Source organism: Stenotrophomonas sp. P2112, assembly GCF_041897515.1.
Taxonomy (GTDB): Bacteria; Pseudomonadota; Gammaproteobacteria; order Xanthomonadales; family Xanthomonadaceae; genus Stenotrophomonas; species Stenotrophomonas sepilia.
In genome coordinates, this window is sequence record NZ_CP169216.1 from 1,452,740 (window position 1) to 1,467,012 (window position 14,273).

Annotated in this window: 10 protein-coding genes and 3 tRNA genes; 6 read left to right on the plus strand and 7 right to left on the minus strand. The window is 66.9% G+C overall.

The window, feature by feature from the left end; all coding sequences use genetic code 11:
* The first annotated feature begins 3 nt into the window (after positions 1-3).
* The gene (gene emrA / locus ACEPA4_RS06730) at positions 4-1,185 is read left to right on the plus strand and encodes a multidrug efflux MFS transporter periplasmic adaptor subunit EmrA (RefSeq protein ID WP_021204129.1); all 1,182 of its coding nucleotides are present in this window, start codon (positions 4-6) and stop codon (positions 1,183-1,185) included.
* Positions 1,186-1,192: 7 nt separating this feature from the next.
* Positions 1,193-2,782, plus strand: coding sequence for a multidrug efflux MFS transporter permease subunit EmrB (gene emrB / locus ACEPA4_RS06735; RefSeq protein WP_065186080.1), 1,590 nt, complete (start codon positions 1,193-1,195; stop codon positions 2,780-2,782).
* A 135-nt stretch (positions 2,783-2,917) separates the two neighbouring features.
* On the opposite strand, the gene ACEPA4_RS06740 is transcribed toward emrB, so the two are convergent.
* Positions 2,918-3,002: transfer RNA gene (locus ACEPA4_RS06740), tRNA-Leu, on the minus strand.
* Between the two features lie 50 nt (positions 3,003-3,052).
* The gene (locus ACEPA4_RS06745) at positions 3,053-3,952 is read right to left on the minus strand and encodes a LysR family transcriptional regulator (RefSeq protein ID WP_065186081.1); all 900 of its coding nucleotides are present in this window, start codon (positions 3,950-3,952) and stop codon (positions 3,053-3,055) included.
* 100 nt (positions 3,953-4,052) lie between these two features.
* Between ACEPA4_RS06745 and ACEPA4_RS06750 the strand changes: the two genes are divergently transcribed.
* Positions 4,053-4,799, plus strand: coding sequence for a sulfite exporter TauE/SafE family protein (locus ACEPA4_RS06750; RefSeq protein WP_262090892.1), 747 nt, complete (start codon positions 4,053-4,055; stop codon positions 4,797-4,799).
* 56 nt (positions 4,800-4,855) lie between these two features.
* Here the strand turns inward: ACEPA4_RS06750 and ACEPA4_RS06755 are convergent.
* Positions 4,856-4,940: transfer RNA gene (locus tag ACEPA4_RS06755), tRNA-Leu, on the minus strand.
* 204 nt (positions 4,941-5,144) lie between these two features.
* Positions 5,145-5,229 (minus strand) — tRNA-Leu (locus ACEPA4_RS06760).
* A gap of 128 nt (positions 5,230-5,357) precedes the next feature.
* On the opposite strand from ACEPA4_RS06760, the gene rnr reads away from it, so the two are divergent.
* The 3 genes from rnr (at position 5,358) to rlmB (ending at position 9,292) form a co-directional block, all read left to right on the plus strand.
* On the plus strand, positions 5,358-7,823 hold the full coding sequence (gene rnr, locus ACEPA4_RS06765) for a ribonuclease R (RefSeq protein WP_164093662.1): 2,466 nt from the start codon (positions 5,358-5,360) through the stop codon (positions 7,821-7,823).
* A gap of 94 nt (positions 7,824-7,917) precedes the next feature.
* Positions 7,918-8,400 carry a GFA family protein gene (locus ACEPA4_RS06770; RefSeq protein WP_065177419.1) on the plus strand — a complete coding sequence of 161 codons (483 nt, stop codon included), beginning with the start codon at positions 7,918-7,920 and terminating at the stop codon, positions 8,398-8,400.
* 148 nt (positions 8,401-8,548) lie between these two features.
* A complete protein-coding gene (gene rlmB, locus ACEPA4_RS06775; RefSeq protein WP_005408775.1) occupies positions 8,549-9,292 on the plus strand; it encodes a 23S rRNA (guanosine(2251)-2'-O)-methyltransferase RlmB in 744 nt (247 codons plus the stop codon).
* Positions 9,293-9,460: 168 nt separating this feature from the next.
* Here the strand turns inward: rlmB and ACEPA4_RS06780 are convergent, their stop codons facing one another.
* Genes ACEPA4_RS06780 through ACEPA4_RS06790 form a run of 3 tightly spaced genes read right to left on the minus strand, consistent with a single transcriptional unit; the run spans position 9,461 to position 14,093 of the window.
* Complete coding sequence (locus tag ACEPA4_RS06780) at positions 9,461-10,900, minus strand: efflux transporter outer membrane subunit (protein ID WP_065177418.1); 1,440 nt, start codon at positions 10,898-10,900, stop codon at positions 9,461-9,463.
* Positions 10,897-12,855: a MacB family efflux pump subunit gene (locus tag ACEPA4_RS06785; protein WP_065186083.1), complete on the minus strand. Its 1,959-nt coding sequence runs from the start codon at positions 12,853-12,855 to the stop codon at positions 10,897-10,899. Before ACEPA4_RS06785 ends, ACEPA4_RS06780 begins: the two co-directional genes overlap by 4 nt.
* Entirely contained in the window at positions 12,852-14,093 is a 1,242-nt protein-coding gene (locus ACEPA4_RS06790; RefSeq protein ID WP_032954055.1) for an efflux RND transporter periplasmic adaptor subunit, read from the minus strand. The genes ACEPA4_RS06785 and ACEPA4_RS06790 overlap by 4 nt, the downstream gene beginning before the upstream one ends.
* Between the last annotated feature and the right edge of the window lie 180 nt (positions 14,094-14,273).

Consider the following 14,273-nt stretch of genomic DNA (forward strand, 5'->3'; position numbering starts at 1 on the left):
GACATGAGCCAGACCCAAGACACCGCGGCCCCGGCCGCCCCCAACCGCCGCGGCAACCTGCTGCGCGGCCTGTTCGTGATCGTCGTGCTGCTGCTTGCCGCTTTGGCGCTGTGGTACTTCATGTTCGGCCGTTGGTTCGAAGAGACCGACGATGCCTACGTGCAGGGCAACCAGGTGCAGATCACCCCGCTGGTGGCCGGCACCGTGGTCGCCATCAATGCCGATGACGGCATGCGCGTGGAGCGCGGCCAGCTGCTGGTGCAGCTGGACCCGTCCGACACCGCAGTGGCGCTGCAGCAGGCCGAAGCCAACCTGGCCAAGACCGTGCGCCAGACCCGCGGCCTGTACCGCAGCGTGGAAGGCGCGCAGGCGGACCTGAACGCCCGCCAGGTGACCCTGAAGCGCGTGCGCGAAGACTACGCCCGCCGCAAGGACCTGGCCGCCACCGGCGCCATCTCCAACGAAGAACTGGCCCACGCCCGCGACGAGCTGGCCGCGGCCGAAGCCGCCGTGGCCGGTTCACGCGAGACCGTCGAGCGCAACCGCGCGCTGGTCGACGACACCGTGATCGCCACCCAGCCGGATGTGCAGGCCGCCGCTGCGCAGCTGCGCCAGGCCTTCCTCAACAATGCCCGCGCCGGCATCGTTGCGCCGGTCTCCGGCTACGTCGCCCGTCGTTCGGTGCAGGTCGGCCAGCGCGTGCAGCCGGGCAATGCGCTGATGGCCGTGGTGCCGACCGAGCAGATGTGGGTCGAGGCCAACTTCAAGGAAACCCAGCTGCGCCACATGCGCCTGGGCCAGGAAGTGGAGCTGAAGTCGGACCTGTACGCCGGCGACGTGAAGTACAAGGGGCGCATCCAGAGCCTGGGCCTGGGCACCGGCTCGGCGTTCTCGCTGCTGCCGGCGCAGAACGCCAGCGGCAACTGGATCAAGATCGTGCAGCGCGTACCGGTGCGCATCGCCATCGATGCCAAGCAGCTGGCCGAGCACCCGCTGCGCATCGGCCTGTCGATGAAGGCCGAAGTGAGCCTGCGCGACCAGAAGGGCGAAGTGCTGCCGAGCACCCCGGCCAAGGGCACGGTGTTCGACACCGACGTGTATGCCAAGCAGCTGCATGATGCCGACGAGGTGATCCACACGATCATCCAGGGCAACCTGCCGCAGCAACAGGCGAAGGTGGGCTGAGGTCGCCATGTCCGCACAAGCTCCAGCCGCGCCCGGCGCTCCGGGCGCACCGGCGGCGCCGGCTGCAGCCTCCGGGTTCCTGCCGCCCAGCGTCGCCCTGTGCACCGTCGGCCTGGCGATGGCGTCGTTCATGCAGGTGCTCGACACCACCATCGCCAACGTCTCGCTGCCGACCATCGCCGGCAACCTCGGTGCCAGTTCGCAGCAGGCGACCTGGGTCATCACCTCGTTCGCGGTCAGCACGGCCATCGCGCTGCCGCTGACCGGCTGGCTCAGCCGCCGTTTCGGCGAACGCAAACTGTTCGTCTGGGCCACGCTGGCCTTCGTCATCACCTCGCTGTTGTGCGGCCTTGCGCAGAGCATGGGCATGCTGGTGGTGTCGCGTGCGCTGCAGGGTTTCGTGGCCGGTCCGATGTACCCGATCACACAGTCGCTGCTGGTCTCGATCTACCCGCGCGAGAAACGCGGACAGGCATTGGCGCTGCTGGCGATGATCACGGTGGTGGCGCCGATCTGCGGCCCGATCCTCGGTGGCTGGATCACCGACAACTACAGCTGGGAATGGATCTTCCTGATCAACGTGCCACTGGGCATCTTCGCCGCGCTGGTGGTGGGCAACCAGTTGAAGGGACGCCCGGAGCAGATCGAGAAGCCGAAGATGGACTACGTCGGCCTGATCACGCTGGTGATCGGTGTCGGCGCGCTGCAGCTGGTGCTCGACCTGGGCAACGACGAGGACTGGTTCTCGTCGATGAAGATCGTGGTGCTGGCCTGCGTGGCGGTGGTGACGCTGACGGTGTTCCTGATCTGGGAACTGACCGACAAGGATCCGATCGTCGACCTGAAGCTGTTCCGGCACCGCAACTTCCGTGCCGGCACGCTGGCGATGGTGGTGGCCTATGCGGCGTTCTTCAGCGTGGCGTTGCTGATTCCGCAGTGGCTGCAGCGTGACATGGGCTATACCGCGATCTGGGCAGGCCTGGCGACCGCACCTATCGGCATCCTGCCGGTGATCATGACGCCGTTCGTGGGCAAGTATGCGTCGCGCTTCGATATGCGCATGCTGGCCACCGTGGCGTTCATCGTGCTGTCGATGACCAGCTTCCTGCGCTCGAACTTCAATCTGCAGGTGGACTATATGCACGTGGCCGGCGTGCAGCTGATCATGGGCATTGGCGTGGCGCTGTTCTTCATGCCGGTGCTGCAGATCCTGCTGTCGGACCTGGATGGGCGCGAGATCGCGGCGGGCTCCGGCCTGGCGACGTTCCTGCGCACGCTGGGCGGCAGCTTCGCGGCCTCGCTGACGACGTGGCTGTGGGCGCGGCGTACCCAGGTGCACCATGCCGATCTGACCGAGCACATCTCGGCCTATCAGCCGGGCATGCAGGAGCAGGTCACTGCGATGGGGCAGGGCGACCTGCAACATGGCGCGGCGGTACTGAACAACATGATCAACCACCAGGCATCGCAGATGGGTTTCAACGACATCTTCTTCCTGCTGGGCTGGATCTTCCTGGCGATCATCACCTTCCTTTGGCTGGCCAAGCCGCCGTTCGGCGCAGGCGCAGGTGCGGCGTCCGCGGGCGGTGGGCATTGATCGACCATTGGCGTTGAAACGCACAAAACCCCGCCGCAAGGCGGGGTTTCTGTCTGGTGGATCCACGTCATCGCGTGCCACCCAGCCTCCGGAAACGAAAAAACCCGCTTTCGCGGGTTTGATCATCTTGAGTCGTGGTGCCCAGGAGAGGACTCGAACCTCCACGGTTTTACCCGCTAGTACCTGAAACTAGTGCGTCTACCAATTCCGCCACCTGGGCGACTCAGGAGATGAATTGTGCGGCACGGCAGAGAGTGTGTCAAGAACATTTCACACTATTTTCTGCGCTTGCACGCCCAGGTGGTGCAGCAGGCTGCGCATCGCCGGTGACAGCTGCGCCCACTCGGCGAAACAGGCGCACAGGCGGCGCTGTGCCCACGCATCTGCAAGCGGCACCGCAACGGTATGCGTGCTGCGCCGATGCTGGCGCGCAATGGTACTCGGCACGATACCGACACCGATGCCGTGGCCGACCATGATGCAGACGCCCTCGAAGGTCTTCATGCGGATGCGCACGTCCAGTCGGCGACCGATGTCGCGCGCCTGGTCTTCGATGTAGGTCTGCAGTGCATTGCCATCGGCCAGGGCAACGAAGGTCTCGCCGGCAATATCGGCGAAGGCCAGCGTGCGCCGTGTGGCGAAGCGGTGGTCGGCCGGCAGCAGCATCACCAGCGGATCTTCGGCCACCACATGCTGCTGCAGGCCGGTGGCGTCGACCGCATCACTGATGATGCCGGCCTCGGCCTGGCCAGCGCTGATTGCACGCACGACTTCGGGGCTGGTGCGTTCCAGCAGTTCGACGTGCAGGCGGGGTCGTTCGGCCAACCACGGTGCGAGCCGCGAGGGCAGGTAGTTGGTCAGTGCTGCGGTGTTGGCATACAGATGCAGGGTGCCGCGCGCCCCCTGCGCGAATGCCTGCAGTTCGCCGCGCAGCTGCGCCTGCTGTTGCAGGATCAGGCGTGCATGGTGGGCGAGGGCGGCGCCGGCTTCAGTCAGGCTGACGCCACGTGGATGCCGGTTCAACAGCAGGGTGCCGGCATCGGCTTCGATCGTGCGCAGGCGCTCGCTGGCCGAACCCAGGGCCAGGTTCGCCTGCGTTGCGCCGGCAGTGATGCTCCCGGCCTCGGCGATTGCCAGGAACAGGCGCAGGTCGGCGATGTCCATCCGCATGTGGGTGCCCTCATCGCAGGGCCACCGCCTTCGGATCAGCCGAAGGCAGGGCCGGAAAGACCGCATTGTGCGCCGTTGCTCCGCCCGATCCAATGAAGGCATGGATGAATCGATGTACTTCTACGTGCTGCTGGTGCTGGTGTTCGTATTGGCCGGCGTGGTCAAGGGGGTGACCGGCATGGGGTTGCCGACGGTGGCGATGGGGGTGCTGGGCAGTACGCTGTCGCCGGTGGCGGCAGCGTCGATGCTGTTCATTCCGACCTTCGTCACCAATGTGTGGCAGCTGTTGTCCGGGCCAGCGCTGGGCCCCATCGTGCGGCGCCTGTGGCCGATGATGCTGGCCGTGGTGGTGGTGACGCTGGGTTCGGCAGCGCTGCTGGTACGGGTCGATCGCAGCGGGTCGCGCGTTGCGCTGGGCGTGGCCCTGATGGTCTATGCCGCCTATGCGTTGCTTGCGCCGGTGTTCCGCGTGCCGCAGCGGCGCGAGCGCTGGCTGGGGCCGCTGGTGGGCGCGCTGTCCGGCGTAGTGACCGGCGCCACCGGCGTGTTCGTGATGCCGGCGGTGCCGTACCTGCAATCACTGGGGTTGCAGCGCGAAGAACTGGTGCAGGCGCTCGGGCTGGCGTTCACCGTATCGACGATTGCACTGACCACGGGCCTGGTGCTGCACGGTGCGTTCGGCATCCAGCAGCTGGGCTTGAGTGCACTGGCGGTGGTGCCGGCACTGCTGGGCATGTGGCTGGGGCAGGTGATCCGGCAGCGCATCAGCGCATGGGTGTTTCGGGCGTGCTTCCTTGGCTTCCTGCTGCTGCTCGGCCTGGAGCTGGTGCTGCGGCCATTGTTCTGATGCCAAATTCCGGGCATGAAAAAACCCGCTTTCGCGGGTCTTTCTCATTCTCGACGTGGTGCCCAGGAGAGGACTCGAACCTCCACGGTTTTACCCGCTAGTACCTGAAACTAGTGCGTCTACCAATTCCGCCACCTGGGCGTCGAGGAGCGGGATTATGGGGTGTTGTTACGGGGGTGTCAACACTTTTTGTGGGCCTGGGGGTGGATCCGGTTTCGCCTGCGAGATGGGCTACGACCCCATCTCACTCGCTGGGGTCAGAGCCCTTTCCTTCGGAAAGGGATCCGACCCCGCTACCGGATCGCAGGCAAAAAAAATCCCCGCCGAAGCGAGGAGTTTTTTCGTTGGTGCCCAGGAGAGGACTCGAACCTCCACGGTTTTACCCGCTAGTACCTGAAACTAGTGCGTCTACCAATTCCGCCACCTGGGCGTTCCAGAGGCGCAATTGTGAAGATGAATCCGGGAGCTGTCAACGACTTCCTGAAATTATTTCATCCAACGCCTCCAGGGCGGGCGCTGACCCGTTCTGCACGCCATCAACGGCTACCATGTAGGGCGATGACTACCAAAAAACCAAGCAAGGGCGGGAGCAAGTCCCGCAGCCAAGCCCCGAAGAAGGGCCCGAAGGCGGGCGCAGCCCGCACCCCCAAGCCGGGCAAGCCGCTGCCAGGCTGGTTCCCCGAATTGAATGAAGGCGGTACGCCGCCGCGCGGCCGCAAGGTCCGCACCGCTGATGCGGCAGCGCCCGGCCCGGCCCCGGGCCGCAAGCTGCCGCCGACCGGCAAGGTGATCGACGATCCCTACGCCGCCCGCGAAGCCGAGAAATACGAACAGCCCATCGCCAGCCGCGAGGCCATCCTGGCCCTGCTGGAGCGTTGCGAAGGGCCGCAGACCGCCGAGGAACTTGGTGCACGCCTGGGCCTGACCGCACCGGATCGGGCCGAGGCGCTGTCTCGCCGGCTCGGTGCCATGGTCCGTGATGGCCAGCTGGTGCAGAACCGCCGCGGCGGTTTCGCCCCGATCCAGACGTTGAACCTGGTCACCGGCGTGGTGATCGCCAACCCGGAAGGGTTCGGTTTCCTGCGTCCGGTCGAGGGCGGCGACGACCTGTTCCTGCCGCCGTATGAAATGCGCAAGGTGATGCACGGCGACAAGGTGCTCGCCCGCGTGACCGGCATCGATCACCGGGGCCGTCGCGAGGGCAGCATTGCGCGCGTGCTCGAACGCGGCATGACCCGCCTGATCGGCCGCTTCAGCATCGAGATGGGCATCAACTACGTGGTGCCCGATGACAAGCGCGTGCAGCGCAACGTGCAGGTGCCGCCGGACCAGACCGGTGGCGCGCGCGACGGCCAGCTGGTGGTCTGCGAACTGACCCAGGCCCCGGACAGCCGCCGCCCGCCGATCGGCCGCATCATCGCCGTGCTGGGCGACAAGCTGACCGCGTCGCTGGTGGTGGAGACCGCCATCCACGGTCACGAGCTGCCGTTCGAGTTCCCGCAGGAGGTGCTGGACGAAGCCGCATCGGTGCCGCTGGTGGTTGAGCCGGCGATGATCGGCGACCGTGTCGACCTGCGCAGCACGCCACTGGTCACCATCGACGGTGAGGATGCCAAGGACTTCGACGACGCGGTGTACTGCGAGCCAAATGCCGATGGCTTCCGCCTGGTGGTGGCCATTGCCGATGTCTCCAACTACGTGCGCCCCGGTACGCCGCTGGATGAGGAAGCGCAGAAGCGCGCCACCTCGGTGTACTTCCCGGGCTTCGTGGTGCCGATGCTGCCGGAGACGCTGTCCAACGGCATCTGCTCGCTGATGCCGAAAGTCGACCGCATGTGCTTCGTCTGCGACATGCAGATCGACCGCGATGGCCTGGTCACGCATTCGCGCTTCTACGAGGCGGTGATGAATTCGCACGCGCGCCTGACCTACACCCAGGTGTGGAAGGCGGTCGGCGAGGACGATGCCGATACCAAGGCCTGGATGGGCGACCTGTTGCCGCAGGTGCAGCGCCTGCACCAGCTGTACAAGGTGCTGTCCAAGGCACGCGCCAAGCGCGGTGCCATCGAATTCGAAAGCAGCGAAGTGCGCTTCGTGCTGGACAATCGCGGTGAAGTCACCCAGGCCGGCATGCTGGTGCGCAACGACGCGCACAAGCTGATCGAGGAATGCATGATCGCGGCCAACGTGGAGGCGGCGAAATACCTGCTGTCGCGCCACGTGCCGGCGCCGTACCGCATCCACGAGAAGCCGCCGGAAACCAAGTACGCCGACCTGCTGGAATTCCTCAAGGAGTTCAAGCTGAGCCTGCCGCCGTGGTCGAAGGTGCGCCCGGGTGACTACACCAAGCTGCTGAAGAAGATCCGCGACCGCCCCGATGCGACGCTGCTGGAGTCGGTGTTGCTGCGCAGCCAGAGTCTGGCGATCTACAGCCCGGAGAACCACGGCCACTTCGGCTTGGCGCTGGAGGCCTACGCGCACTTCACCTCGCCGATCCGTCGCTATCCCGACCTGCTGGTGCACCGCGCGATCAAGCATGCGCTGTCCGGCAAGCCGCTGGACAAGTTCACCTACAACGCCCGCGAGATGGCCGCGCTGGCGCTGCAGTGTTCCGAGCGTGAGCGCCGTGCCGACGAGGCCGAGCGCGAGGTCGACGAGCGTTACCGCGCGGCGTGGATGGAAAAGCACGTGGGCGGCCAGTTCGACGGCGTGATCAGTGGCGTGACCAGCTTCGGCCTGTTCGTGGAACTGGACGAGTCGAAGGTGCAGGGCCTGGTCCACGTGACCCAGCTGCCGCAGGACTATTACAAGTTCGACGCGACCCGCAAGACGTTGACCGGCGAGCGCCGCGGCGGCAGCTACCGGCTGGGTGACCGCGTGCGCATCCTGGTGCTGAAGGCCAGCATGGAAGAACGCAAGATCGACTTCCGCCTGGTGGAACACAAGGGTGAGGACGAGGGCGATGGCCTGCCGCCGCTGCCTGAGCGGGGCAAGCCGGCCAAGCGGAAGAAAGAGAAATATTGATGACCGTGGTAGTGCCGGCCGCTGGCCGGCATCCATGGCACCCTCGGCACCGACGGGTTGCCGGCCAGCGGCCGGCACCACCAGGAGACATCGCATGCAAGGCCAACCCGAATACAGCGGCGGCTGCCAGTGCGGCGCGATCCGCTTCCACGTGCGTGGCGCGCTGACCGACAGCTCGATCTGCCACTGCCGCATGTGCCAGAAGGCCTTCGGCGCCTACTACGCGCCGCTGGTGTCGGTACGCGGTGTGCAGTTCAGCTGGACCCGCGGCCAGCCGTGCTATTTCCAGTCGTCCAACGTGGTGCGGCGTGGCTTCTGCGCCGACTGCGGCACGCCATTGACCTACGAAGCGCCCGATGGCGTGGCGGTGGCTGCCGGCGCGTTCGACGAACCCGAACGCCTGCCACCGACGATCCAGTACGGGGTCGAACGCAAGCTGCCCTTCGTCGACGGCCTGGCCAGCCTGCCCGTACGGCGTACCGAGGAGGACATCGCGGCCCTGGACTTCCTGGCCACGATCGTGTCCCACCAGCACCCCGACCACGACACGCCGCACTGGCCACCGCGCAGCCGGTGACGCACCTGTAGCGCCGTCTCCACGCTGTCGCCGCAGGCTGAACCCAGGACAGCCGAGCGCAGGCTCGGCTGTACAGGGAGGCGGGGCGCGGCAGCGCCCGGACCGCCGATGCTCTACCATAGCCACCCCCTTTCCGGTCCCCGCCCGCATGAGCAAGAACAGCCAGTGGATCGTCGGCGTCAACGCCGTCGCCTCCTCCATCGAGAACGACGCCGAGAACGTCCGCGAAGTGCTGGTCGAGGCCGGAGCGAAGAACCCGCGCCTGACCGAGATCGAGGAAAACGCCCGCCGCAAGGGCATCGACGTGCGCAAGGTGAACAGCCAGGCGCTGGACGGTGTGGGGGGCTCGGTGCGCCACCAGGGCGTGGCCGCGCGCTATGCCGCCGCCCGCACCTACAGCGAGAACGAGCTGGAAGGCCTGGTCACTGCGGCCGAGGGCAAGGCGCTGCTGCTGGTGCTGGATGAGGTGCAGGACCCGCACAACCTGGGTGCCTGCCTGCGCTCGGCGGCTGCGGCCGGTGCGACTGCAGTGATCATCCCCAAGGACAAGTCGGCCACGGTCAACGCTACCGTGCGCAAGACCTCGGCCGGCGCCGCCGACCTCATCCCGGTGGTGGCGGTAACCAACCTGTCGCGTTGCCTGAAGGACCTGCAGAAGCAGGGCGTGTGGATCTACGGCCTGGCCGGTGAAGCCACCGCCTCGCTGTACCAGCTGGACCTGAAGGGCAACATCGCGCTGGTGCTGGGCGGCGAAGCCGACGGCCTGCGCCGCCTGACCCGCGAGAACTGCGATGGCCTGGTCAAGATCCCGATGCCGGGCGAGATCGAGAGCCTGAATGTCTCCGTCGCCGCCGGCGTCAGCCTGTTCGAGGCCGTGCGCCAGCGCGGTTGATCCGCCGGCGCGACGTGATCGGGGTCAGATCCCTCTCCGCAGGCGAGGGATCCGACGCCTTTTCCATGTGCCGTGTCGACCAAGGTCGACACCTACCAGATCGTTGCCGTGTCGACCAAGGTCGACACCTACCGGTAGTCGCCAACCTTGGTTGGCGCTCTTGCCGCCTCAGCCCGCGCTGCCACCCAGTGCCTTGAACAGGGTCACGTCGTTGTTCAGCTGGCCCTGGCGCACGCGCGCCAGCGACAGCTCTGCATCGCGCCGGGTCTGCTGCGCTTCCAGCCAGGTGCGCAGATCGGTAGCACCCACGCGATAACGCACTTCCTGCGCGCGCTCCACTTCCACCGCTTCCTCGTACGAAGCCTGCGAGGCAGCGACCTGGCGCGCCAGCTGCTCGCGCGCGGACAGTGCGTTGTCCACTTCCGAGAGCGCGGTGTACAGCGTCTTGCGGAAATTGGTCGCGGCGATCTGATAGCTGGTGCCGGCGATATCGGTATCCAGCTGCGCGCGCTGCAGGTTGAGGAATGGCAGCGAAAGGCCGGCACCCAGCGTGGCCACCGGATTGCGCAGTACATCGCCCAGCGAGGTCGCACTGGAACCGAGGCTGCCGGTCAGGCTCAGCGCCGGGTAGTACTGGGTGGCGGTGACCTTGATGGTCTTCAGGCTGTTGCGCAGGCGGAGTTCTGCCGCACGCAGGTCGGGGCGGCGGCCGAGCAGGTCGGCCGGCAGCCCCTCGACAATGCGCGGGCTGCGTGCGCCCAGCAGGTCCCGGGGTTCGTCCTGCTGGGGCCAGGGCGTGCCGTCCAGCAGCACGGTCAGTGCGTTGCGCACCTCCACCCGCTGCTGTTCCAGCGCGCTCTGCGAGGCGCGCTGCGATTGCAGGTTCTGCAGCGCCTGGCGCACTTCCAGACGCGATACCGCACCGGCGTCGAAGCGGGCCTGCACCAGTTCGCGGGTGCGCTCCAGCCGCTCCAGGTTGGCCTGGCCGGTGGCGATCGACTGGTTCAGGTAGGCCAGGTTCCAGTACTGGGTGATGGTGTCGCTGATCACCAGCAGGGCGGTATTCTGCCGGTCTTCCTCGCTGGCCTCGGCTTCCCAGCGGGCGATGTCGCGCTGGGTCCGCAGGCGTCCCCACAGATCGACCTCCCAGCCCAGCGAAACGCCGGTGGAGTAGCTGCGGCGCCAGTCGTCGGCCTGGTCGGTGGCGCGGCTAGCATTGCCGCTGACGCCCGATGACGAAGGCTGCGGCCACAGCGCGTTGCTGGCCAGGCCGGCCTGCAGGCGCGAACGCTGCACGGCCAGGCCGGCGGCGGCCAGGTCGCTGTTGGCGGCCAGCGCCTGCGCCACCAGGCGGTCCAGGCGTTCATCGCCGAAGCCGGTCCACCAGGTGTCCTGGCGGATGTCGTGGCCCGGTGTGTCCAGGCTGCTGCGCGGGTCGTCGGCCGGTGCGTTGAGGGTGGCATCGCCACGCCCATACTGGGCCGCCACATCGGGATCGGCCACCGGATAGCGGCCGACAGAGGCGCAGCCAGACAGGGCGAGCAGAACGGCACCCGCCAGCAGCCGGCGCGAAGGGGCAGGGAAGGGCAGTCGGGTCATCATCTTCATTCGCGTGCCAGGGCCTCCACCGGGTCAAGCTGCGCGGCATTGCGCGCGGGCAGGAAGCCGAACGCCACGCCGATCAGGGTCGAGCAGGCGAAGGCGGCAATGATCGAGGCGGTGGAGAACAGCACCTGGAAGTCGCTGGCGAAGCGGCCGATCATCGAGCCCAGCAGCAGGGCCAGGCCGATGCCGAGCACGCCACCGAGCAGGCAAACCAGCACCGCTTCGATCAGGAACTGCTGGCGGATATCACTTTGTCGTGCACCGACGGCCATGCGCACCCCGATCTCTCGGGTGCGCTCGGTCACCGACACCAGCATGATGTTCATCACGCCGATGCCGCCGACCAGCAGCGCGATGGCGGCGATGGCACCGATCAGCAGGGTCATCGTGCGCGTGGTCTGCTCGATGGTGTCGCGGATCTCCGCGCTGTTGCTGAGGAAGAAATCCTCGGTGCCGTGGCGCATCGTCAGCAGGCGGGTGATCGCTTCCTGAGCGGCATCCATCGGTGTGTTGTCGTCCACGCGCACGGTGATGCTGGAGACATGGCTCTGGCCGAGCATGCGCGACATCACCGTGGTGTAGGGCACCCAGACGCTGAGGCTGGTGCTGCCACCGAAACCGAAACTCTGGCGCTTGGCCACGCCGACCACGCGTGCCGGCACGTTGCCGAGCAGGATCACCTGGCCGACCGGGTCGACATCGGGGAAGAACTGGGTCTGGGTGTTTTCGTCGATCACCGCTACCTGGCCGAGGCCCCTCACGGCATCGGCATCAAAGAAGCTGCCGCTGAGCAGGGTTACCCCCTTGACCCGGAAGAACTGCTCGCCGACGCCGCTGACCTGGGCGGTCGACGACTGGTTGCGATAACGCGCGGTGACCGAGGTCGATACGCTGGGGGTGGCGCTGTCCACATAGCTCTGCTTTGCCAGTGCATCGGCATCGCTGGCCTTGAGCGTCTGCACCCGGGCCGAGCGCATGTCGCCGAAACCACGGCCGGGATAAACGTCGATGGTGTTGGTGCCGAGCGCGCTGATGTTCTGCAGGATCTGCTGCTGCGAGCCATTGCCCAGCGCCACCACCGAGACCACCGAGGCGATGCCGATGATGATGCCGAGCATGGTCAGGAAGGTGCGCAGGCGATGGGCGTTCATCGCCAGCAGCGCCATGCGGAACGCTTCGGTGAAGCGGTCGCGGGCCGCCCGCCAGCTGTTGCCGTGGGCGACGCCGGTACTGGCTTCGCGCTGGGCGCGGTAACTCGGCGCATCCGGATTGGCGCGGTCGGCAATGATCTCGCCATCGCGGATCTCAATGATGCGCTGTGCGTGCTGGGCCACGCTCATGTCGTGGGTGACGATGATGATGGTGTGGCCTTCGGTATGCAGTTCGCCGAGGATCGCCATCACTTCCTCACCGGATTTCGTATCGAGCGCGCCTGTTGGTTCGTCGGCCAGGATCACCTCGCCGCCGTTCATCAGGGCGCGTGCGATCGACACGCGCTGCTGCTGGCCACCGGAAAGCTGGCCTGGCTTGTGATGCATGCGGTCGCCCAGGCCCAGCCGCTGCAGCAGTTGCTCGGCACGCGCGTTGCGCACCGGGCCGGGACTGCCGGCATACACCGCCGGCACTTCCACGTTGCCGCGCGCGTCGAGGTCGCCGAGCAGGTGGTAGCGCTGGAAGATGAAACCAAAATGCTCGCGGCGCAGTTCGGCCAGTTCGTCCGGCTCCATCTTTCCGGTTGCGCGGCCGGCCACCTGGTAGCTGCCGCGGGTGGGACGGTCGAGGCAGCCGAGGATGTTCATCAGCGTCGACTTGCCCGAGCCGGACTGGCCCACGATGGCGACCATCTCGCCGGCGTGGATGTCGAGGTTCACGTCGCGCAGTACGGCGATCACATCGTCGCCGGCCGGGAATTCACGTCGCAGGTCGCGCAGCCGCAGCAGCGGCGCCGTCGTGCTCATCGGCGCCCCATGCCCGGGCCGCCGACCCGCATCTGCATGCCGCCGCGGTTGCCGCCGCCGGCGCTGGCACCGGCCGCACCGGCTTCGCCGACCACCACGCGCTCGCCTTCCTTCAAGCCGGACAGGATCTCGGCCGAGGCGCCGTTGTTGATGCCCACGGTGACCTTGCGCGGCTGCGGTTGGCCCTTCTCGTCCAGCACCCGCACCATCCGCTCATCGCCACGGCGCTTCGGTCCCAGTGCCACCGCCGGCACCATCAGCACGCCCTTGGCCTGCTTGAGCAGTACCGAGACCTGCGCGGTCATGTCGATGCGCAGCGTGCCGTCCGGGTTTTCCACATCAAACAGCGCGTTGTAGTAGACCGCGCTGCTGGAGCTGGAGCTGGAGGAGCTGCTGGAGCTGGACGAATTCTCGTTGGCGATCGAGGCCGGCGCCGGATTGATCTGGCGCAGCGTGGCGTGATACTTGCGGTCCGGGTCGCCCAGGGTGGTGAAGTACACCGGCATGCCGGGCTTGATCTTGACCACGTCGGCCTCGGAGATCTCGGCATTGACGGTGACCACGTCCAGCCGCGCCAGCATGACGATGGTCGGTGCGGTCTGGTTGGCGTTCACGGTACGGCCTTCCTCGGCCACCACCGCGACCACGGTGCCGTCCATCGGCGCGGTGATGCGGGTGTAGGCCAGGTTGGCGCGGGCGGTGCCCAGCTCGGTTTCGCGGCCCTTGATCTGCGCCTCGTAGGACTGCAGCTGGGCGCGGGCGGTCTTCAGCTGTGCTTCTGCGGCATCGTATTCCTGGCGCGAGGTGGCCTCGGCGGCCAGCATCTGCTGCTGGCGCGCGAACTCCAGTTCGGCCTGGCGCAGGGTGGCTTGCTGCACCGCGCGCTGGGCGGTGACCTGGTCCAGCGAGGCCTGCGCGTTGAGCACCTGGTTCTGCTGGGTGGTGGCATCGATCTCGGCGATCAGGTCGCCTTCCTTCACGGTGTCGCCCAGCTGTACCTTCAGCGATTTGATCTGGCCCGAGGCCTGCGCGCCGACGCTGACCAGCTTGTAGGCGTCGATCACGCCGGTGGCATCCACCGTTTGTTCGATGTCACCGCGGCTGACCGGCGAGGTTGCCACCGCCGGGGCGGCGGGCTTGCGCAGCAGCCACCAGGCGGTCGCGGCGACGATCAGGGCGAGCAGGGCGATCAGCATCAGGCGACTCCGGCGGGTCGCTGGCAGCAGGCGGAACGTCACGTCGTGGCTTCACTCTCGAGGCCGCGAGGGCGGCGTTGGTGGGCATTGTGAAGACCGGGCGATGGACGGCTCAATCCTCGGGGTATGTCTGTATGTAACACTGTCGGTGAACAGGCGTAACCACAGGTATCCCGCCCGCGGGTGGATACACTGGTACGCATTGCCCCGGATGCGGTTCAG